The organism is Streptomyces sp. NPDC093546, assembly GCF_044765045.1.
GTDB lineage: Bacteria > Actinomycetota > Actinomycetes > Streptomycetales > Streptomycetaceae > Streptomyces.
Window position 1 is genome coordinate 271405 of the sequence record NZ_JBIWJG010000004.1, and the last position, 19711, is coordinate 291115.

The following is a 19711-nucleotide window of genomic DNA, read 5'->3' on the forward strand; positions in this document are numbered from 1 at the left end:
CCACGTCCCGGGGCGGCGGCCGTACGAGAGGGGCGGGCATGGGCTGGACGGTCCTCTACATCGCGTTCGGAATCGTCGCGCTGTGGCTGCTCGGTGAAGTGCTCCTGCAGTACAAGGCCCGGCTGCGGTGGCGCCTGCTCGCCTTCGCCGGCTTCCTGGGCGTGGTGCTGGGCGTCCTGCTGCCCTCCGTCACGGTGATCATCGGGGGCGCGCTGGCGTTCGCCGTCGGCCAGACGTACGTCACGCTCTCCTTCCGGCGCGGCTTCTCCACGGGCTGGGCGCTCGGCGGTCGCCCCGGCGCGAGCCGCCGTCGCCGGGGCGGGGGAAGCGCCGCCGCGCCCACGCTGGAGGTCACGGACCTGGCGTACGACACGCCCGAACCGGCGCCCGAGGCCGGGCCCGCCGAGACCACGGCCGTCTACGAGCCGCAGCCGCTCCCGGACGAGACCGGGCAGTACGGCGTCTACACGGGCCCCACCGGCTACGGCGCCGACCGGGCCGACGACCCGGACGGGGCCGCCGACCGCACCGCCGCGTACGACACCGGCTTCGGGAGCCCCTCCCCGGCCGGCTACGACCAGCAGGACGCCTACACGTACACCGCGTCCTACGACTACGGCACCGGCCACCAGCAGTACGCCACCTACTCGGACCCGTACATCGGCCCCAGCGCCGCCGGGCCCGCACCCGGAACCCAGCCGTACGGCGCGTACGACGGCTACGACGGCCTGCAGCCCTACGCCGACCCCTTCGCCGGGCAGTACGGCGGCGACACGCCCCCCGGCGGTGTGTGGGTGCCGCAGCAGCGCGACGCCGAGGGGCAGTACCCCCCGCCGCCGCCCGGGCAGCCGTCCCCCTACGGCTACGACCCGAACGACCCCCAGTACCGCTACTGAGGCCTACCGCTACTGAGACCCGCGGAAGGCGGCGCCCTCCACGATCAGGCCCGCCACCAGGGCGCCCGACATCCCGGCGTGCGCCAGGCCGCCGCCCGGGTGCGCCCAGCCGCCGGCGAAGTGGAGCCCCGGCAGCGGCGCCGGATTGGCCGCCGGGAGCAGCGTGCCGCCCGCACCCGCCAGCGCCGGGCCCGGCACCTGGTACGCGCCCGTCTCCCGGAAGGTGTCCGCCGGGGTGCGCACCTCCCGCCACAGCAGCCGCTCTCGCAGCCCCGGTACGGCCGCCTCCGCCGCCTCCAGCATCCGGTCGGCGAAGGCGCCCGCCGCCGCGTCCCCCGGGCCCTCGCCCCACAGGTTCTCCGACGACCAGGCACCGCCCGCGGGGACGGTCGCGGTCACCGTGATCGCCTCGTGGCCCCCGTCCGGACGCAGCCGCTCGTCGTCGGGGCGCAGCACCGTCACCGTCGGCCGGTCGCACAGCCGGGCGTGCGCGAGGCCGTCCAGCTCGTCCGCACGGTCGGTGGAGTGCACCACCGTCCGGTGCACGGCGTCGGCGGGCCGCGCGCCGCGCACAGCGAGGCACAGGGTCACCCGCCCGGTGCGCAGCGCTTCCTGGTAGCGGGGCCACTCGTCCTGGCTCTCCCACTCCAGCACCTGCTCCCGGTACAGCGCGGGCACGGGCGCGCCCGCCACCACCTGGTCCGCGTCCACCAGGGTCCCGTCGGCCAGCTCCAGGCCCGTGGCGCGGCCGCCCTCCGCCACCACCCCCGTCACCTCGGCGCCGAAGACGAACGCGACCCCGCGGGCCCGGCAGCGCTCGTACACGGCGTCGGCCAGCGCCCGGATGCCGCCCGTCACGTACCAGCTGCCGAAGGTCTGCTCCATGTAGGGCAGGACGGCGGCGGACGCCGGCGCGGTGGCCGGATCGAAGCCGTACGCGAGCGCGTAGCTCTCCAGCAGCGCCGCCAGCCGGGGGTCGCGCAGCTCCCGGCGGCCCACCTCGGCGAGCGTCGTCGCCGTCCGGCGCAGCAGGCCGGTCTTCAGCGCCGGGTACGGGTCGCGGCGCAGCGGCGACACGTCGGCCGGCAACGGCTCCTCCAGCAGCGGGCGGCGCGAGCGGTCCCAGGCGTCCCGCGCGCGGGTGAGGAAGTCGCCCCACCGCTCGCCCACCCCCGCACCGAGCGCCGCGTCCAGCGCCGAGACGACACCGGCGCGTGACGCGTTCGGCAGGGAGACCGCCGTGCCGTCGGCGAAGACGTGCCGGACGGCCGGGTCCACCTGGGCCATCTCGACGCACCGCTCCAGCGGCTCCTTGCCGGTCTTGACGAACAGGTCCCGGTACACCGCGGGCAGGTGCAGCAGACCGGGGCCGGTGTCGAAGGCGAAGCCGTCGCGCTCGAACCTGCCCACCCCGCCGCCGTACGTCGCCGCTCGCTCGTACACCGTCACCCGGTGGCCCGCCACAGCCAGCCGGGCCGCCGCCGCCATGGCGCCCATCCCGGCGCCGATCACCGCAATCCGTGCCATGTCAGGGACGATATCCGGCCCCACTGACAGCGCCGCGTCTGGGCAGGAACGCGGAGGTCTGAGTACCCGTACCTAGGCGGCGAGATGAGTAGGGACGCGGATGGGCCCCGGACTGCCGGGACGGAAGAGTGGAGACCACGGAAGGGGCGCGGGTCCGGCACCGCCGACACGGGGCGGCGGAACGGCACCCGCGCACCTGACGAACGGGGAGGCGGGGGGACGCACGGGGGAACGGGGAAACGGGGGACACGGGGGAAGGGAACGGGGGAGCGGGGGACACGGGGGAACGGGGGAAACGCCGGTTCGGACGGGCTCGGGGGGATCGAGCCCATCCGGACCGGCTATCCGCGTCCCGTCCGAGTCCTATCCCCGTCCTATCCGCGTCCGCTCACGCGCCCGTGCAGCAGCCGGGACAGCGCCGCGTGGACGTCGTCGATGGAGCGCTCGCTCTGGAACGCCTGCCAGTCCAGCGCCGCCACCAGCACCATCCCGACCAGCGCGGCCGCCGTCAGCGAGACGTCGATCTCCTCGCTCAGCTCACCGGCCGCCACGGCCTCCCGCAGCACCCCCTCGACGACGGCCACCGCCTCCTGGCGTACCACCAGGAGGGTGGACTGCCAGGCCCGGTTGGTGCGCCACAGTTCGGCCACGTACAGCTGGGTGAAGGACGGGTAGCGGTCGATGAAGACCAGACCCGCGTGGATCATCGCGTCCAGCGCCTCGACCCGCGTCCCGCCACGGGCCGCCGTCTCGTCGGCGGCGGCCCGCAGCGAGGCCGTGAGCAGGCCGACCCCGTGCCGCAGCAGCTCCTCGAAGAGCTCCGTCTTGCTCTTGAAGTTGTAGTAGACGGTGCCCTTGGCCACCCCGGCCCGTTCCGCGATCTCGTCCACCGTCGTCGCCGAGAACCCCTGCTCGGCGATGAGGGTCACGGCGGCCTCGTACAGCTTCGTACGCGTGGCCTGCCGTCTGCTGCTCTGGGTGTCCATGGCGTCGATTCTCACAGGACCGGTCACAGGGTCAGCTCCGGGTGGAGCCGGTCCAGGCTCCACACCTGCTTGCGACGGGCGGAGACGGCCGTCAGCGCCAGCGCGCCCAGGGTGAAGGCCGCCAGGACCGCGCAGGCCTGCCAGACCGGGCCCAGACCGCCGCCCGTGATGAGCCGGCGCAGCGCCTCGACCACGTAACTCATCGGCAGGAAGGGGTGGATCGCGTTGAAGAAGCCCGGGCTGGTCTGAACGGGGTACGTGCCCCCGGCCGAGGTCAGCTGGAGCATCAGCAGCGCCAGCACCAGGATCCGGCCGGCCGCGCCGAAGCGGGCGTTCAGCCACTGGATGATCGCCGCGAAGCAGCAGGTGACCAGGGCCAGGAAGGCAACCGTCAGCGCGGCGTGGGCCATCTTCAGACCCAGCCCCCAGTGGAGTACCGACATCAGGGCGGCCACCTGGAGGAGGCCGATGGCGGCGACCGGCAGCCAGCCGGCCAGCGCGATCCGCCAGGCGGAGGCACCGGCGGCGAGCGCGCGCCGGTTGAGCGGCTGGATCAGCATGTACGCCACCATGGCGCCCACCCAGAGGGAGAGCGGGATGAAGTACGGGGCGAAGCCGGTGCCGTAGTTGTCCGCCTTGTGCAGCGACTGGGCGGCGAGCTTGACCGGGTCGGCCATCACCTCGGTGCGGCGGTCCCGGTCCTCCTTGTCGTAGTCCGGGATCTTGTCGACGCCGTCGTTGAGGCCGGCGGCGAGCTCGGTGGAGCCGTCGGCGAGCTTGAACAGGCCGCCGCTGAGCTCCCCGGCGCCCTTCTTGAGCTTGCCGACGCCCGTGTCGAGATCGCTGGAGCCCGTCTTGGCGCTCGTCACACCGGAGTGCACCTTGTCGGCGCCCTCGGCGACCGCGTGGGCGCCCTTGTTGAGCTCGTTGATCTTCTTGACGGCGTCCGCCAGGTCGCTGTCCAGGTTCGGTGCCCGCTTGGCGAGGGCGTCGGCCTTCTTCTGGAGGTCGACCAGCTGCGCGTCCAGCTTCTTCAGGTCGCCGTTGCCGTCCTTCGACAGCTCGTGCAGGTCGTCGGCGATCTTCGCCACATCGGCGGCGGAGACCTTCGCGCGCTCCATGGCCGGGCACAGCTGGGCGTCGGGGAGCGGCGCGTCCTCGCAGCGCTCCTTGTGGATGGCCGCCAGCTCGTCGGCCGCCTTGTGGGCGCCCTCGCGCGCGGTGGGGCCGGTCTTCACGATGAGGTCGAGGTTGTGGCGCATGGCCTGCGACAGGTCCGAGACCAGCCGGGCCGAGTCGCCGATCTTCTTGCCGTTGTCCTTCAGGTACGGGCGGACGTCGGCGGCCACGCCGTTGACCTTGTCGGCCAGCTGCTGGGTGCCCTGCGCCACCTCCCGGGCGCCGTTCTCCACCCGGCCCGCGCCCTTGTCGAGCTCCTTCAGGCCGCCGGCCAGCTTGCCGCTGCCCTCCTTGGCGTCCGTCAGCCCCTTGGACAGGTCCTCGGAGCCCTTCTTCGCCTTGCCGACGCCGTCCTTCACCTGGTCGGCGCCCTCGGCGGCCTTCTCCGTGGCGTCGTGGATGTCCGAGAAGGAGATGAAGATCTTGTCCAGGAAGGAGCGGGACGACTTCGTCGAGGCGGCGGTGCGCACCTCGGAGAACACCGTCCGCGAGATCTGCCCGACGATGTAGTTGTTGGCGTCGTTCGTACGCACCTGGAGGGCGCCCGTCTCCGGCGAGTCGCCGGAGCTGGAGGCGATCCGCTCGCTGAAGTCCCGGGGCATGGTCAGGGACAGGTAGTACGTGCCCTCCTCCACGCCCTCGCGTGCCTCGGCGTCGCTCACCTCGTGCCAGTCGAAGACCTTGCTGTCGCGCAGGTTCTTGGTGATCTCGTCGCCGGCGTTGAGCTTCTTGCCGTCGGCGGTGGCGCCCTTGTCCTCGTTGACGAGCGCCACGGGGATCTTGTCGAGCCTGCCGTACGGGTCCCAGAAGGACCACAGGTACAGCGCGCCGTACAGCAGGGGCAGCAGCAGGATCGCGACGAGTGCGGCGCGCGGCAGCTTGCCCCTGCCGAACCGCTTCAGCTCAAGCGCGGCCAGTTTCGGCGAGCGCATCGGCCGCCCCCTCCTCGGTCTCGGTGGTGCGGATGGTGATCGTGTTCCCGGGCGCCTCGCTGCACACGGCGAGCACGGTGGTGCCGCCGGCGGCTATCGACCGCAGCATCGACCAGGCCTCGGCGCGGGCGGCGTCGGAGAGCTTGAGGTCGGTGTCGTCGACGGCGAGCAGGCGCGGCTCGCCGATGAGGGCGAGGGCGACGGACAGGCGCAGGGCCTCCAGCCGCTCCAGGTCCCGTACGGAGGTGCGCTCACCTTTGGGAAGCGCGGCCGTGTCCAGTCCGGCGGCCTTCAGGGCCGCTTCGATGCGGGCGCGGGAGGCGGCGGCGCGCTCGGCGGGCCGGCGCAGCAGGGCGCGCGGCGAGGTGCCGAAGCGGCGCTGGAGCAGGGCGCGCTCGTGCAGGTGCTCGGCGACGGTGAACGCCGGGTCGAGGTCGCTGACGCCCGGGACGTGCCCGAGCGCGCTGACGCGGCGGACGGCGGCCATCTTGCGGGGCAGGGGCAGGCCGCCGACCTCGGCGTGGCCCTCGGTGGGGCGCATGCGGCCCGTGAGGGCCAGCAGCAGGCAGGTGCGGCCGGAGCCGGAGGGCCCCTCGATGGTGACGAGCGCACCGGGCTCGGCCTTCACGGACACCCCCCGGAAGACCCACCCCCGGGGACCCTTCATCCCCAGGCCCTCGACGAGGAGAGCCGCTCCGCGCGCGGGCTCGGGGGCCTCGACGGCCTCGGCGGGCTCGGAGGCCTCGGCAGGCTCGGCGGCCTTTTCCTCGGCCGCTTCCTCGGCCTTGCCCTCGGCCTCGTCCTTCGTGTCCCGGTCGTCGACGTGGTCGTCGTCGTTGTCCACGCAGCCTCCCCCAGAGTTTTTGAACTGACCAGTCAGTGCAAAAACTACTCCGAACGTGCGCGCGAGGCAAAATCCCAGGTCAGCGCGATTGTCAGTGGTGGCCTGCACGATGGACACATACGGCCACAGCGCCGTCACACGACGACAGGAGGTTCGTCATGCCCGGCAGCTCCCACGCGGCGGCGCGCGACGTCCACCCCGTGCCGCGGCGCTCCTCCGCACCGCCCGCCGCCCTCGACCTGCTCGCCAAGGCTCGGGCCGGACTCGACGAGGCGAGCTCCCTCGACATCCCCAACGAGCGGTACGCCACGGCCCACCTCGCCGCCCTGCGCACCGCCGCCGCGGTCCTCGCCGCGCGCGGGCGGCCCGAGTCCACCCCGCGCAAGCGGCAACAGATCCGCAGCGCCTGGGACGTGCTGCCCGAGATCGCGCCCGAGCTGGCCGAGTGGAGCGCCCTGTTCGCCGCCGGAGCCGCCCGCCGGGCGCGCGCCGAAGCGGGGATACCGGGCGCGGCCGCCGCCCGGGACGCCGACGACCTGATCCGCGACGTCGCCGTGTTCATACGCCTGGTGGAGCGCCTGCTCGTGCTCTCGCCCGCGCTGCCCCGCCCGCGGGCGGGCAAGCCGGGGGAGGAGGATGCCCGGGGGTGACCGGAGACGGCACGTGAGGCCATAGGGTGGGATGCGTTCGCAACCCTCCCGAGGAGTCAACTGCCGTGTCGGACCCGCAGCGCCCCCGCGCCTCCCTTCGTACCGCCGTGGTGTGGGACGTTCTCGAGGACGCCCTTGACCGCAGGGTCAAGGCGGCCGGGAAGGACAGCCTGGACGTCCTCGACACCGGTGGCGGCAGCGGCAACTTCGCCGTGCCCGTCGCCCGCCTCGGCCACCGCGTCACCGTCGTCGACCCCAGCCCCAACGCTCTGTTCGCGCTGGAGCGCCGCGCCGCCGAGGCCGGGGTCGCCGACCGGGTCAAGGGCGTCCAGGGCGACATCCACGGCCTGTTCGACGTCGTCCAGCGCGGCGGCTACGACGCCGTGCTGTGCCACGGCGTCCTGGAGTACGTCGACGATCCGGCGGAGGGCGTGCGCCACGTGGTCGAGGCCCTGCGCCCGGGCGGTGCGCTGAGCCTCCTCGCCGCCGGCCTCGGCGGCGCCGTCGTGGCCCGCGCGCTCGCCGGCCACTTCACCGAGGCCCGCCACGCGCTGACCGACCCGGCCGGCCGCTGGGGCGAGGGTGACCCGGTGCCCCGCCGCTTCACCGTCGACCAGCTCACCGAGGCCGTCGAGGCCTCCGGCGTGGAGGTCGGCGCCGTACACGGCGTGCGCGTCTTCGCCGATCTGGTCCCCGGCGTGCTCGTGGACACCGAGCCCGGCGCCCTGGAGGCACTGCTCCGGCTGGAAGCGGCCGCCGCCGAACTGCCCGCCTTCCAGTCGGTCGCCACCCAGCTGCACGTGCTGGGCGAAAAGCGCGGTTGACGCGGGCAGCGGGCTGATCAGCGCGGCAGCGGCGGACGGAGTACGTCACAGGCCCCCCGATCGCCGCCGGATCCCCGTATGATCGAGGGACACCATCCGGCATGACGGTTCGGCGGACGGGGAATCAACGCCTCACCAGCCGAACCGGCATGGCGGCCCGATCGGTGATTTGGGATTGAGGGCGGGTTTCACGGGGGCGATTCCCTGCCTATCCTGAAAGGGCCGCATACCGGTCGCCCCCCGCGACCGACGACGAGGAGGACTCCGTGCCGCTCTCGGAGCACGAGCAGCGAATGCTCGAGCAGATGGAGCGAGCGCTGTACGCCGAAGATCCCAAGTTCGCGACAGCGCTCGAGGGAAGCGGGCTGCGTACGTACACCCGGCGACGGGTCTACCAGGCGGTCGCCGGCTTCCTGGTGGGTATCGCGCTCCTCATGGCCGGAATGGTCGCCCAGCAAATCTGGATCAGCGTGGTGGGTTTTCTCGTCATGCTGGGCTGTGCGGTCCTGGCGGTCACCGGTTGGCGCAAGGCGCCCAAGCCCGGCGAGCAGCAGTCACCAGGAAGCGCGGCCCCAGGCCGGCAGCCCCGGCAGCGCCGCTCGGTGATGGACCGGATCGAAGAGCGGTGGCAGCGCCGCCGCGACGAGCAGGGCCACTGAGCGCGCAGCAGACACAACTTGTCCCACACACTGCTTCCACGGGTGAGGGGTGACCGCTTCCCAGCGGTCACCCCTCACCCGTTCTCCTAGGGAGTGTCGGGCTCAGCCGCGCTGCCGGGACGGCCGGCGCAGCAGGCCCGACCACCGGTCGGCCACCCGGCGGCGGCTCGCCGCCCACCGGTCCACGACCGTCGCCCAGCGCTCCGAGACCGACCACAGCACCCGGACGGCCGAGCGCGGCACCAGCGTCGCGCGCAGGCGGGCCACCGGACCGACCGCGGCCCGCAGCCCGGTCCGCACCCGCGCGGCGTCCTCGGCGAGCCCGGTCGCGGGGCGCGGCCACGGCGCGTAGAGCACCTGCTCCACCGCGCTCGCCATCCGGTGCACCGCCTCCGCCGGTCCGCCCTCCAGCCGGCCCAGCCGCACGATGCGCTCGGCCGTGCTGCGGGGCGTGCGCGACTCGTCCGGGACGATGCCGTGGTCCCAGGCCGTGTCGACGACCTCGCGCCAGGCCGCCAGCGTCCGGGCCCCCGCGTCCTCGGCGGCACGGCCGGCCCGCCCGCCCGACGACAGGCGGCGCGCCCGGACCCGGATCCGCCACAGCATCGGCAGCAGCGGTATCAGCACCACCGCCACCACACCCAGCGCGACCAGCAGGACCGTCCCGACCGGCGTGCCCGGATCGGCGGGCGGCAGCTCGCCCGTCGCCGCCGCCTCGCCGCACTCGTCCAGGCGCTGCATCTGCGGCGTGCAGCTCGGGTCCGAGGAGGGCGTCGGCGAGGGCGCGGCGGAGGCGCTCGCCTCCGGCTGCACCGGGGTGGGCGTCGCGCCCGACGGCGTCTGCGGCCGGGTGTACTCGGGCGCCGTGCCCCGCGTCGGCGTCGGCTCGAACCGCAGCCAGCCCACACCGTCGAAGTACAGCTCCGGCCAGGCGTGCGCGTCGCGTATGCCGACGGACATGACACCGCCGCCCTGCTGCGTCCCCGGCGTGAAGCCGACCGCCACCCGCGCCGGTATCCCCAGCGTCCGGGCCATCGCCGCCATCGAGAAGGAGAAGTGGACGCAGAAGCCCTCCTTGTCCCTCAGGAACCGGGAGACCGCGTCGACGCCCGTGCCCGACTCCACCTCGGTGTCGTAGGTGAACCCGCCTTCCACGGCGAACCAGTCCTGGAGCTTCACGGCCCGCTCGTAGTCGTTCTCCGCGCCCTCGGTCACCTCCAGCGCGGTCGTCCGCACGTCCTCGGGCAGCGAGTCCGGCACGCTCGTGTACTCGCGCGCCACCGACTCCGGAGGCGCCGGCGCGTTCGCCAGCTGGCTCGGCGTCGGCTTCAGGACGAGGCTCGTCACGGAGTACTGCGTGCCGCGCGTGGTCTGCCCGTCGTCCCCGACGAGCATCCGCCCCTCCGGCTCGTACCGCCAGCGGCCCTCGATGCCGACGACCGTCGCCGGGTAGGGCAGCGGCAGCCACTTCTGCTCGTAGGAGTCGGCGGCCGAGACGTTGGTGGTCACCGAGGACGACTCGACGTCATAGCCGAGCCCCTGTGGCCGCGGCAACTGCTCCGGTACGTCGCCGACCTTGCGCTCCGACGACTTCCAGGAGGTGCCGTCGAACCGGTCGAGCGCCACCATGCGCAGGTACATGTCCGAGGAGTCCGGGGCGTTGGTGCGGTAGCGCAGCACCTCCCGGTCCTCCGGCTGGTTCAGGTCGTTCTGCAGCGACACCAGCGGGTTCACCGCGGAGATGGTGCCCCCGCCGCCCCCGCTCCCGCCGGTGCCCGCGTCGGCCAGCAGCCCGCCGCTCAGCGACGGCAGCGCGGCCGGCACCACCAGCGCGATGCCGAGCGCCACGACGCCGATCCGCCGTCCCGTGCGCACCGGAGCGGTACCGCCGGCCGACGCCGGGAACCCGGACCCGGCACGCCCCGTCGGCTTCGCCGGCGCGCCGCCGAAGACCCGGCCCCACTGGGAGATCCGGTCCCGGCCCTCCGCCAGCAGGAGCACCAGATAGCCGGTGGCTGCCAGCAGGAACCACGGCCAGGTGGAGCCGCCGTCGGACAGCCCGGCGGCCACCGAGTACAGCGCGAGCAGCGGCAGCCCCGCCGGGGCGGCGCTGCGGAAGGTCACGGCCAGCGCGTCCACCGCCAGCCCGATCAGCAGCACCCCGCCGATCAGCATCAGCCGGATGCCGTCGGTCGCGGGCGCGGGTATCGCGTACTGCCCGACGTCCTCGGCACCGGCCTGGAGCAGCGCGGCGAGCCGCTGGACCGCCTCCGGCCCCGGCAGCACGCCGGCCACCGCCTGCTCGCGGGCGAAGACCACCGTCAGCGCCACCACGGCCAGCACGGCCTGGGCCGCCAGGGCCGGCGGCCTGGCCGGCGTGAACCGCCGCACCAGCGCGCCCGCCCCGCTCAGCACCGCCAGCAGCAGCGCCGCCTGCACGAACCAGCCGACCTCGATCACCAGCGGCAGCAGCGCGCCCGACGCCATCAGCGTGGCGGCGTACGCGCACAGCGCCAGCTTCGCGCGACCGCTCATGACCAACCCCCCGAAGACCCTGTCGTGCCGCCGCCCGGCGCGCCCGACTCCATCCGCGTATGCCCGGCGTACCGCCACAGCTCGGCGAGCGACGCGCCCGGCGCCACGGCCAGCGCGGTCCACCCCGCCTCACGCAGGCGGCGCACGCTGTCCTCCGCGGGCCCGGGCACCCCGCCGCCGGACAGCCAGGCACCGCTGTCGAGGACGAAGGCCACCGCCGCGCCGCTGCGCTGCCGCATCCGGGCGGCCACCGCCGCCTCCTCCTCGTCGAGGTCGCCGACGAAGGCGACCAGCAGCCCTTCGCTCCCGAGGCGCAGCACGTCGTACGCGCGCGAGAGGCCCAGCCCGTCGGAGTGGTCGACGACCGCGAGCGTGTCCATCAGCAGCCCGGCGGCGTCCGCCGAGTCCTGCGTGGCGCCGACGAAACCGTCCGAGCCCTCGCCCAGCGGCGCGCCCCCGGTGTCCGTCAGCAGCCGCACCTCGAAGCCCCGCTCCAGCATGTGCACCAGCACGGAGGCCGCGCCCGCGACCGCCCACTCGAACGCCGAGTCGGGCCCGCCGCCCTGGTACGCCACCGCACGGGTGTCCAGCAGCACCGTGCACCTGGCCCGGTGCGGCTGCTCCTCGCGTCGCACCATCAGCTCGCCGTAGCGCGCGGTGGAGCGCCAGTGCACCCGCCGCAGGTCGTCGCCGTAGCGGTACTCGCGCGGGATCACGTCGTCGTCGCCGGCCACCGCCAGCGCGCGCTGCCGCCCGTCGCCGTACCCCGGCGCGTCACCCGCGAGCCGCACCGGCGGCAGCGGCTCCGTGCGCGGTACGACCGTGAGCGTGTCGTAGGCGCTGAACGAACGGGTCAGCTCGCACATGCCGAACGGGTCGTTCAGCCGCAGCTGCAACGGCCCCAGCGGATAGCGGCCGCGCAGGTCGGACCGGACCCGGTACGACACCTCGCGGCGCCCGCCCGCCTCGACCCGGTCCAGCACGAACCGGGGCCGCGGCCCCAGCACGTACGGCACGTGGTCCTGGAGCATCAGCAGCCCGGTGGGCAGGCGCGAGACGTTGTCCATGCGCAGGTGCACCCGTGCTTCCGCCCCGGCAGGTATCCGCTGCGGGCTCAGCCGCCGTCCGGCCACCACCCGGTAGCGGGTGCGGTAGAGCACGACCACGCACACCAGCGGCAGCACGGCGAGCAGCAGCCCGACCCGCAGCAGGTCGCCCTGGCCCAGTACGTAGGCGCAGATCACCGCCGCGACACCGGCGGCGAGAAACGACCGGCCTCGTGTGGTCAGGCCACCGAGGGCGGCGCGTACCCCGCCGCCCCTGCTCTCCCCGCCCCTGCCGTCGCCGCCCGTGCCCGCGCCGTCCGCGGCGGCGGGCCCGGAGGCCGCCATCAAAGCCGCCGTACGCCGGGCTGCTGCCGGCCGTAGAGCGGAGCCGGGCCGACACCCGGAACCGACCCCGGAGCCGGGGCGGCGGGCTGCTGGGCGGCCGTCGGCACCGGAATGCGCTGGAGTATCTCCAGCACCACCTGCTCGGAGGTACGCCGGTTCAGCTGCGCCTGCGCGGTCGGCAGCAGCCGGTGCGCCAGGACCGCGACGGCCAGCGCCTGGACGTCGTCGGGCAGGGCGTAGTCCCGGCCCTGGAGCGCGGCCGACGCCTTGGCCGCGCGCAGCAGGTGCAGCGTGGCGCGCGGCGAGGCGCCGAGCCGGAGCTCCGGGTGATTGCGGGTCGCCGAGACGAGGTCCACGGCGTACCGCCGGATCGCCTCGGCGACGTGGACCGACCGGACCGCGTCGACGAGCTTCACGATGTCGTGGGCGTGCGCCACCGGCTGGAGGTCGTCGAGCGGCGACACGGCACCGTGGACGTCGAGCATCGCCAGCTCGGCCTCGGGGCTCGGGTAGCCCATCGAGACGCGGGCCATGAAGCGGTCGCGCTGCGCCTCGGGCAGCGGGTAGGTGCCCTCCATCTCCACCGGGTTCTGCGTGGCCACCACCATGAAGGGGCTGGGCAGTTCGTAGGTCTGCCCGTCGATGGTGACCTGGCGCTCCTCCATCGACTCCAGCAGCGCGGACTGGGTCTTCGGCGAGGCGCGGTTGATCTCGTCGCCGATCACGATCTGCGCGAAGATCGCACCCGGCTTGAACTCGAAGTCACGGCGCTGCTGGTCGTAGATCGACACACCGGTGATGTCCGACGGCAGCAGGTCGGGCGTGAACTGGATACGCCGGACCGAACAGTCGATGGACCGCGCCAGCGCCTTGGCCAGCATGGTCTTGCCGACGCCGGGCACGTCCTCGATGAGGAGGTGCCCCTCGGCGAGCAGCACGGTCAGCGAAAGCCGTACGACCTCAGGCTTGCCCTCGATCACAGCCTCGACCGACCTGCGGACACGCTCCGCTGTGGCGGTCAGATCTGTGAGGCTCGCTCGATCGTCATAACGATCGTCATAGGTCGTCACCCGGCCCTCCTCGGCCCGTTCCATGGGCCGTGCGCGGCTGACGGCCCGGCCCACCCTTGAAACACGGACACCGTCTCCGAACCATTCAGCGAAGGTGTCACCCCCGCATTGTTGTTGGCGTTGCCCGTGGCTGTCACTCGACCGCCGCCGGCCTGTGGACAACCACGGTCGTTATGTCGGAGGTTGCGGGGTTTTCGAGTGGTGCCGGGCCGCGAAAATTCGCAGAGATTCGCAGATCCGCAGAGATCCGCAGAGATCCGCTGGGGTTCGCAGAGGTTCGCCCGCAGGCCGGCTCAGGAAGCGGCGTCGATCTCGCGCAGCAGCCCCGTGTGCACGTCGAACACGAAACCGCGTACGTCATCGGTGTGGAGCAGGAACGGCGACGTGCGCACCCGCTGCATCGACTGCCGCACGTCCTGGTCGACGTCGCGGAACGACTCGACGGCCCACGTCGGCCGCTGGCCGACCTCGTTCTCCAGGTCCTGCCGGAACTCCTCGGTCAGGGTCTCCAGGCCGCAGCCCGTGTGGTGCACCAGCATCACGCTGCGGGTTCCGAGCGCGCGCTGGCTGACGGTGAGCGAGCGGATCACGTCATCGGTGACCACGCCGCCCGCGTTGCGGATGGTGTGGCAGTCGCCCAGCTCCAGGCCGAGCGCGGCGTGCAGGTCGAGACGGGCGTCCATGCAGGCGACGACGGCGACCTGGAGCACGGGCCGCGCGTCCATCCCGGGGTCTTCGAAGTCGGCGGCGTAGCGCTCGTTCGCCTCGACGAGACGGCCGATGACCGTGCCGGCGGTGCGTACATCGCGGGTCGAGGAATGCGCAGAAGTCGACATGTCGCCGACGTTAACCGTCACAGCGGACGGACCCCGGTAGTGAGATGCGACAAAGAGCGTCAACGCGCCTTGGTGTGAGGTACCCCACAGGAGTGAGGGGATTGGGCCCGTACGGGTGAGCTGTCCGTGAATGGCCCCCTTGCGTGGACGGGCCGTGCGACGCGCTGCCCGGTTGATTGACCGGGCGGGGGAGTGGACTAAAGTGACGCGAAGTTCACGGAGACATTGAGCGAATCCAGAGAATTCCGCAGTTTCTCCCCCGCGTGTGCGGCGGTACGTACGGCTCGGCCTCCTCCCGCTCACCGGGTCGGCCGACGCCCGACCCGGCGCCGGCCCGGCAGCGCGTACGGCCGCGCCGGATCTGAGAGGGCGCATGAGCGAGCGCAGCGAGAGCCGACACGTCCCGGTGATGCTCCGGCGGTGCCTGGACATGCTGGCCCCCGCCCTGGGGAAGCCGGGAGCCGTCGTCGTCGACTGCACCCTCGGCCTCGGCGGACACAGCGAGGCGCTGCTCACCCGCTTCCCCGAGGCGCGGCTGATCGGCCTGGACCGGGACACCGAGGCGCTGCGGCTCTCCGGCGAGCGGCTCGCGCCGTTCGGCGACCGGGCCACCCTGGTCCACGCCGTCTACGACGAGCTGCCCGAGGTCCTCGAACGCCTCTCGGTCCCGCGCGTCCAGGGCATCCTGTTCGACCTCGGCGTCTCCTCCATGCAGCTCGACGAGGCCGACCGCGGCTTCGCGTACGCCCAGGACGCCCCGCTCGACATGCGCATGGACCAGACGACCGGCATCAGCGCGGCCGAGGTCCTCAACACCTACCCGCCCGGCGAACTGGTGCGCATCCTGCGCCAGTACGGCGAGGAGAAGCAGGCCAAGCGCATCGTGGCGGCGGTCGTACGGGAGCGGGAGAAGGAACCGTTCACCCACAGCGCCCGGCTGGTGGAGCTGATCCGCGACGCCCTGCCGCAGGCCGCCAAGCGCACCGGCGGCAACCCCGCCAAGCGCACCTTCCAGGCCCTGCGCATCGAGGTCAACGGCGAACTGTCCGTCCTGGAGCGGGCCGTCCCCGCGGCCGTGAAGGCCCTCGCGGTCGGCGGCAGGATCGCCGTCCTGTCGTACCACTCGCTGGAGGACCGGCTGGTCAAGCAGGTCTTCGCGGCGGGCGCCGCCACCACCGCACCGCCCGGCCTGCCCGTCGTGCCGGAGCAGTACCAGCCGCGCCTGAAGCTGCTCACGCGCGGCGCGGAGCTGCCCACCGAGGAAGAGGTCGCCGAGAACCGCCGCGCCGCCCCGGCCCGGTTCAGGGCGGCGGAACGGATCAGGGAGGACACGTGACCAAGGCGGGACCCCTGAAGGGGCGGGCCGCGCGGCTCGCGCGGCTCATGCCGTCCGGGCCCAGTACCGCGGCCCGCACCCCCTTCGTCCTGCTGGTCGTGCTGCTCCTCGGCGGCGGGCTGATCACCCTGCTGCTGCTCAACTCCTCCCTCAACGAGGGCTCCTTCCGCTTGAGCGAACTCAAGAAGAAGACCACCGAACTCACCGACGAGGAACAGGAACTCCAGCGGGACGTGGACGACCGGTCCGCCCCCGACGCCCTGGAGCGGAGGGCCCGCGAGCTGGGCATGGTGCCCGGCGGCAGCCCCGTCTTCCTCGACCCCGACGGCACCGTCCGCGGCGTGCCCGGCCCGGCGCCCGCGCCCGCGCAGCAGTCCGCGTACCCGAACACCCCCGGCAGGTGACGAGTGCCCCCGACGCAGCCCCCGACGCCCCCGCGCCGGCGCGTGCCGGCCCCCGCGCGGCCCGGCCAGGGCCGCCCGCGCCCCTCATCGAGGGGGCCCGCCCGGCCGCAGCCGCGTACCGTCAGGCTCGCCAACCCCCGGCCCCGGCTGCGGCTGGTGAGCCTCGGACTGACGCTGGTGATGCTGGCGTTCGTCGTACGGCTCCTCCAGGTCCAGGCGGTCGACGCCGACGCGTACGCCGCCAAGGCGGAGAAGAACCGCTACCTCAGCCACAAGCTCACCGCCGAGCGAGGTGAGATCACCGACCGCTCCGGCGTCGCACTGGCCGCCAGTGTCGACGCGTACGACATCACCGCCGACCCCAAGATGTTCACGCCCGAGGAGAGCAAGGCCCCCGACGCGCCCGAACAGGCCGCCGCCCTCCTCGCGCCCATCCTCGGCAAGGACCCCGCCGAGCTGGTCAAGAAGCTCAAGACGCCCAAGTCCCGCTACGCGCTGCTGGCCCGCCGCCAGACGCCGCAGGTGTGGAAGCAGATCAAGGACCTGAAGAACGTCTTCGCCGAGAAGGCCCGCGCCGAGAAGGCCAAGGGCGGCCCCGGCGTCAGCGTCCTCGCGGGCATCTTCAACGAACCCAGCTCCACCCGCGTGTACCCCAACGGCGCCCTCGCCGCCGGGATACTGGGCTACGTCAGGTCCGACGGCCGCGGCGGCGGAGGCCTGGAGTCCATGCTCGAGAAGGAGCTGGCCGGCAAGGACGGCGAGATCACCTACGCCCAGTCCGGCGGCCGCCGGGTGCCCACCGCCGGCGCACGCGAGACCCCGGCCGTCCCCGGCTCCGACATCGAGCTGACCATCGACCGCGACATCCAGTGGGCCGCCCAGCAGGCCATCACCGAGCAGGTGGAGGCCTCCCGCGCGGACCGCGGCTACGTGATCGTGCAGGACGTCCGCACCGGCGAGGTCCTCGCCATGGCCAACGCGCCCGGCTTCGACCCCAACGACCTCTCCCAGGCCGACGCCGCCGCCATGGGCAACGCCGCCCTCCAGGACGCGTACGAACCCGGCTCCACCAGCAAGGTCATGTCGATGGCCGCCGTCCTGGAGGAGGGCGCCGCCACGCCCTCCACCCATGTCGTGGTGCCCAACCGGCTGCACCGCGGCGACCGGCTCTTCAAGGACGACATCGACCATCCGACCTGGTACCTGACGCTCAACGGCGTCCTCGCCAAGTCCAGCAACATCGGCACCATCCTCGCCACCGGCCAGCTCGGCGACACACAGGCCGAGGCGAACCGCGTCCTCCACTCGTACCTGCGCAAGTTCGGCATCGGCCGCCCCACCGGCCTCGGTTACCCCGGCGAGACCGCCGGCATCCTCGCCAAGCCGGAGGACTGGTCGACCTCGCAGCAGTACACGATCCCCTTCGGGCAGGGCCTGTCCATCAACGCCATGCAGGCGGCCTCCGTCTACTCGACCATCGCCAACGGCGGCGTACGCGTCCAGCCCACCCTGGTGCGCGGCACCAAGGGACCGGACGGCCGGTTCACCCCGGCGCCCGCCCCCGAGGAGACCCGGGTCGTCAGCGAGAAGACCGCCAGGACGCTGGCCGCGATGCTGGAGTCGGTCGTCGGCGACGAGGAGGGCACCGGCACCAAGGCGGCCATCCCCGGCTACCGCGTCGCCGGCAAGACCGGCACCGCCAACCGAGTCGACCCCCAACTCGGCCGGTACAAGGGCTACACCGCTTCCTTCGCCGGCTTCGCGCCCGCCGACAAACCACGCGTCACGGTCTACTGCGCCATCCAGAACCCCACCAGGGGCAGCTACTTCGGCGGCCAGATCTGCGGCCCGATCTACAAGAAGGTCATGGAATTCGCCCTCAAGACCCTGCAAGTCCCCCCGACCGGCCAGGCGGCCCCCCGCCTCCCGGTCACCTTCAAACCCGGCGAGTGAGCCGACGGGAGCACCCAGTGACATCCACCACCCCCGATCCCGGGAACCGTTTCGGCAGCCCCGGCGCCGCGGCGGCCTCTTTTGGCCCGATCACGGGTACGCCCGGTACGCTCACCGCCGTGCCACACGCTGATCAGTCCCGAACCACCCAGAAGGACGCCCCCGCGAAACACCCGGGAGCGCCCCGCCCGGCCCAGGCCCGCCCCACACCCCTGGGCGAGCTCGCCGCTCGGCTGGACATCCCCACGCCGGGCAGCGCGGAGGTGACCGGGATCACCCACGACTCACGGGCCGTACGCCCCGGGGACGTGTACGCCGCGCTGCCGGGCGCCCGCCTCCACGGCGCCGACTTCGCGGGCCAGGCCGCCGACCTCGGCGCCGTCGCCGTCCTCACCGACCCGTCGGGCGCCGACCGCGCCGCCGCCACCGGCCTGCCGGTCCTGGTCACCGAGGACCCGCGCGGCCGCATGGGCGAGCTCGCCGCCGAGATCTACGGGCGGCCGGGCGAGGACCTGCTCCAGATCGGCATCACGGGCACCTCCGGCAAGACCACCACCGCCTACCTCGTCGAGGGCGGCCTCAAGGCGGCCGGGCACCGCACCGGACTGATCGGCACCGTCGAGATGCGCATCGGCGACGAGCGCCTCAAGTCCGAGCGCACCACCCCGGAAGCCACCGACCTCCAAGCGCTGTTCGCGGTGATGCGCGAACGCGGCACCCAGTCGGTCGCCATGGAGGTCTCCAGCCACGCCCTCGTGCTCGGCCGGGTCGACGGCTGCGTCTTCGACGTCGCCGTCTTCAACAACCTCAGCCCGGAGCACATGGAGTTCCACTCCGACATGGAGGACTACTTCCAGGCCAAGGCGCAGCTCTTCACACCGCGCCGCAGCCGGCTGGGAGTGGTCAACCTCGACGACGAGTACGGCAGGAGGCTGACCAAGGAGGCCTCCGTCCCCGTCGTCACCTTCTCCGCCGAGGGCCACCCGGACGCCGACTGGCGCGCCGAGGGCGTCGAAATCGGCCCCCTGGGCAGCACGTTCACGATCCTCGGCCCGAACGGCGAGCGCGTGGCCGCCAAGGCCCCGCTGCCCGGCCCGTTCAACGTCGCCAACACCCTCGCCGCCGTCGCCACCCTGGCCGTCGCCGGGGTCGACCCGCAGACCGCCGCCGACGGCGTCGCCGCCGTCCCCGGCGTCCCCGGGCGCCTGGAGCGCGTCGACGCCGGCCAGCCGTACCTCGCGGTCGTCGACTACGCCCACAAGACGGACGCCGTCGAATCGGTCCTGCGCGCCCTGCGCAAGGTCACCGAGGGCAAGCTGCACATCGTGCTCGGCTGCGGCGGCGACCGGGACACCACCAAACGCGGTCCGATGGGAGCCGCCGCGGCGCGCCTCGCCGACACCGCCGTACTGACCTCCGACAACCCCCGCTCCGAGGACCCGCTCGCGATCCTCGCCGCGATGCTCGCCGGCGCCGCCGAGGTGCCGATCCACGAGCGCGGCGAGGTCGTGGTGTTCGAGGACCGGGCGGCCGCGATCGCCGCCGCCGTGGCGCGCGCGAAGCCCGGCGACACCGTGCTGGTCGCGGGCAAGGGCCACGAGCAGGGCCAGGACGTCGCAGGGGTGGTACGCCCCTTCGACGACCGCCAGGTCCTGCGCGAAGCAATCCATAACAGTCAGGGATGAAGTA

Annotated in this window: 16 protein-coding genes; 8 read left to right on the forward strand and 8 right to left on the reverse strand. The window is 73.4% G+C overall.

The features are described 5' to 3' along the window. Positions 1 to 38: 38 nt before the first annotated feature. Complete coding sequence (locus tag ACIRNI_RS10925; RefSeq protein ID WP_403550311.1) at positions 39 to 896, forward strand: hypothetical protein; 858 nt, start codon at positions 39 to 41, stop codon at positions 894 to 896. Between the two features lie 9 nt (positions 897 to 905). On the opposite strand, the gene ACIRNI_RS10930 is transcribed toward ACIRNI_RS10925, so the two are convergent. The 4 genes from ACIRNI_RS10930 to ACIRNI_RS10945 all read right to left on the reverse strand — a co-directional run bounded on the left by ACIRNI_RS10930 (position 906) and on the right by ACIRNI_RS10945 (position 6187). After that, the gene (locus ACIRNI_RS10930; protein ID WP_403550313.1) at positions 906 to 2423 is read right to left on the reverse strand and encodes a phytoene desaturase family protein; all 1518 of its coding nucleotides are present in this window, start codon (positions 2421 to 2423) and stop codon (positions 906 to 908) included. A gap of 374 nt (positions 2424 to 2797) precedes the next feature. Continuing rightward, entirely contained in the window at positions 2798 to 3409 is a 612-nt protein-coding gene (locus ACIRNI_RS10935; RefSeq protein ID WP_403550315.1) for a TetR/AcrR family transcriptional regulator, read from the reverse strand. Between the two features lie 23 nt (positions 3410 to 3432). After that, positions 3433 to 5520: a YhgE/Pip domain-containing protein gene (locus ACIRNI_RS10940; RefSeq protein WP_356643448.1), complete on the reverse strand. Its 2088-nt coding sequence runs from the start codon at positions 5518 to 5520 to the stop codon at positions 3433 to 3435. After that, positions 5492 to 6187, reverse strand: coding sequence for an ATP-binding cassette domain-containing protein (locus tag ACIRNI_RS10945; RefSeq protein ID WP_403550845.1), 696 nt, complete (start codon positions 6185 to 6187; stop codon positions 5492 to 5494). The genes ACIRNI_RS10940 and ACIRNI_RS10945 overlap by 29 nt, the downstream gene beginning before the upstream one ends. A 335-nt stretch (positions 6188 to 6522) precedes the next feature. On the opposite strand from ACIRNI_RS10945, the gene ACIRNI_RS10950 reads away from it, so the two are divergent. The 3 genes from ACIRNI_RS10950 to ACIRNI_RS10960 all read left to right on the forward strand — a co-directional run bounded on the left by ACIRNI_RS10950 (position 6523) and on the right by ACIRNI_RS10960 (position 8497). Continuing rightward, complete coding sequence (locus tag ACIRNI_RS10950) at positions 6523 to 7014, forward strand: SAV_6107 family HEPN domain-containing protein (protein WP_403550318.1); 492 nt, start codon at positions 6523 to 6525, stop codon at positions 7012 to 7014. Positions 7015 to 7079: 65 nt separating this feature from the next. Beyond that, positions 7080 to 7838, forward strand: a complete 759-nt coding sequence (locus ACIRNI_RS10955) for a methyltransferase (protein WP_403550320.1) — start codon at positions 7080 to 7082, stop codon at positions 7836 to 7838. Positions 7839 to 8104: 266 nt separating this feature from the next. Continuing rightward, positions 8105 to 8497, forward strand: a complete 393-nt coding sequence (locus ACIRNI_RS10960; RefSeq protein WP_355366937.1) for a DUF3040 domain-containing protein — start codon at positions 8105 to 8107, stop codon at positions 8495 to 8497. Positions 8498 to 8599: 102 nt separating this feature from the next. On the opposite strand, the gene ACIRNI_RS10965 is transcribed toward ACIRNI_RS10960, so the two are convergent. The 4 genes from ACIRNI_RS10965 to ACIRNI_RS10980 all read right to left on the reverse strand — a co-directional run bounded on the left by ACIRNI_RS10965 (position 8600) and on the right by ACIRNI_RS10980 (position 14392). Continuing rightward, positions 8600 to 11032: a DUF3488 and DUF4129 domain-containing transglutaminase family protein gene (locus ACIRNI_RS10965; RefSeq protein WP_403550322.1), complete on the reverse strand. Its 2433-nt coding sequence runs from the start codon at positions 11030 to 11032 to the stop codon at positions 8600 to 8602. Next, positions 11029 to 12423, reverse strand: a complete 1395-nt coding sequence (locus tag ACIRNI_RS10970; RefSeq protein WP_403550324.1) for a DUF58 domain-containing protein — start codon at positions 12421 to 12423, stop codon at positions 11029 to 11031. The genes ACIRNI_RS10965 and ACIRNI_RS10970 overlap by 4 nt, the downstream gene beginning before the upstream one ends. After that, positions 12423 to 13517, reverse strand: a complete 1095-nt coding sequence (locus ACIRNI_RS10975; RefSeq protein ID WP_403550326.1) for an AAA family ATPase — start codon at positions 13515 to 13517, stop codon at positions 12423 to 12425. Before ACIRNI_RS10975 ends, ACIRNI_RS10970 begins: the two co-directional genes overlap by 1 nt. Before the next feature lie 269 nt (positions 13518 to 13786). Beyond that, positions 13787 to 14392 (reverse strand): beta-class carbonic anhydrase, encoded by a 606-nt coding sequence (locus ACIRNI_RS10980; RefSeq protein ID WP_403550328.1) that lies wholly within the window; start codon positions 14390 to 14392, stop codon positions 13787 to 13789. 310 nt (positions 14393 to 14702) lie between these two features. Here ACIRNI_RS10980 and rsmH point away from each other — a divergent pair, with 310 nt between their 5' ends. The 4 genes from rsmH to ACIRNI_RS11000 all read left to right on the forward strand — a co-directional run bounded on the left by rsmH (position 14703) and on the right by ACIRNI_RS11000 (position 19707). After that, on the forward strand, positions 14703 to 15665 hold the full coding sequence (rsmH, locus tag ACIRNI_RS10985; RefSeq protein WP_403550330.1) for a 16S rRNA (cytosine(1402)-N(4))-methyltransferase RsmH: 963 nt from the start codon (positions 14703 to 14705) through the stop codon (positions 15663 to 15665). Next, on the forward strand, positions 15662 to 16069 hold the full coding sequence (locus tag ACIRNI_RS10990) for a septum formation initiator family protein (protein ID WP_355358484.1): 408 nt from the start codon (positions 15662 to 15664) through the stop codon (positions 16067 to 16069). The genes rsmH and ACIRNI_RS10990 overlap by 4 nt, the downstream gene beginning before the upstream one ends. A gap of 156 nt (positions 16070 to 16225) precedes the next feature. Continuing rightward, a complete protein-coding gene (locus ACIRNI_RS10995; RefSeq protein WP_403550332.1) occupies positions 16226 to 18022 on the forward strand; it encodes a peptidoglycan D,D-transpeptidase FtsI family protein in 1797 nt (598 codons plus the stop codon). A 17-nt stretch (positions 18023 to 18039) separates the two neighbouring features. Continuing rightward, complete coding sequence (locus ACIRNI_RS11000) at positions 18040 to 19707, forward strand: UDP-N-acetylmuramoyl-L-alanyl-D-glutamate--2,6-diaminopimelate ligase (RefSeq protein ID WP_403550334.1); 1668 nt, start codon at positions 18040 to 18042, stop codon at positions 19705 to 19707. Positions 19708 to 19711 lie beyond the last annotated feature (4 nt).

What these genes read in the sequence shown, in the direction of transcription:
- ACIRNI_RS10925 (WP_403550311.1), top strand. Translation starts at nt 39, where the DNA reads ATGGGCTGGACGGTCCTCTACATCGCGTTCGGAATCGTCGCGCTGTGG.
- ACIRNI_RS10930 (WP_403550313.1), bottom strand. Translation starts at nt 2,423, where the DNA reads ATGGCACGGATTGCGGTGATCGGCGCCGGGATGGGCGCCATGGCGGCG.
- ACIRNI_RS10935 (WP_403550315.1), bottom strand. Translation starts at nt 3,409, where the DNA reads ATGGACACCCAGAGCAGCAGACGGCAGGCCACGCGTACGAAGCTGTAC.
- ACIRNI_RS10940 (WP_356643448.1), bottom strand. Translation starts at nt 5,520, where the DNA reads ATGCGCTCGCCGAAACTGGCCGCGCTTGAGCTGAAGCGGTTCGGCAGG.
- ACIRNI_RS10945 (WP_403550845.1), bottom strand. Translation starts at nt 6,187, where the DNA reads ATGAAGGGTCCCCGGGGGTGGGTCTTCCGGGGGGTGTCCGTGAAGGCC.
- ACIRNI_RS10950 (WP_403550318.1), top strand. Translation starts at nt 6,523, where the DNA reads ATGCCCGGCAGCTCCCACGCGGCGGCGCGCGACGTCCACCCCGTGCCG.
- ACIRNI_RS10965 (WP_403550322.1), bottom strand. Translation starts at nt 11,032, where the DNA reads ATGAGCGGTCGCGCGAAGCTGGCGCTGTGCGCGTACGCCGCCACGCTG.
- ACIRNI_RS10970 (WP_403550324.1), bottom strand. Translation starts at nt 12,423, where the DNA reads ATGGCGGCCTCCGGGCCCGCCGCCGCGGACGGCGCGGGCACGGGCGGC.
- ACIRNI_RS10975 (WP_403550326.1), bottom strand. Translation starts at nt 13,517, where the DNA reads ATGGAACGGGCCGAGGAGGGCCGGGTGACGACCTATGACGATCGTTAT.
- rsmH (WP_403550330.1), top strand. Translation starts at nt 14,703, where the DNA reads ATGAGCGAGCGCAGCGAGAGCCGACACGTCCCGGTGATGCTCCGGCGG.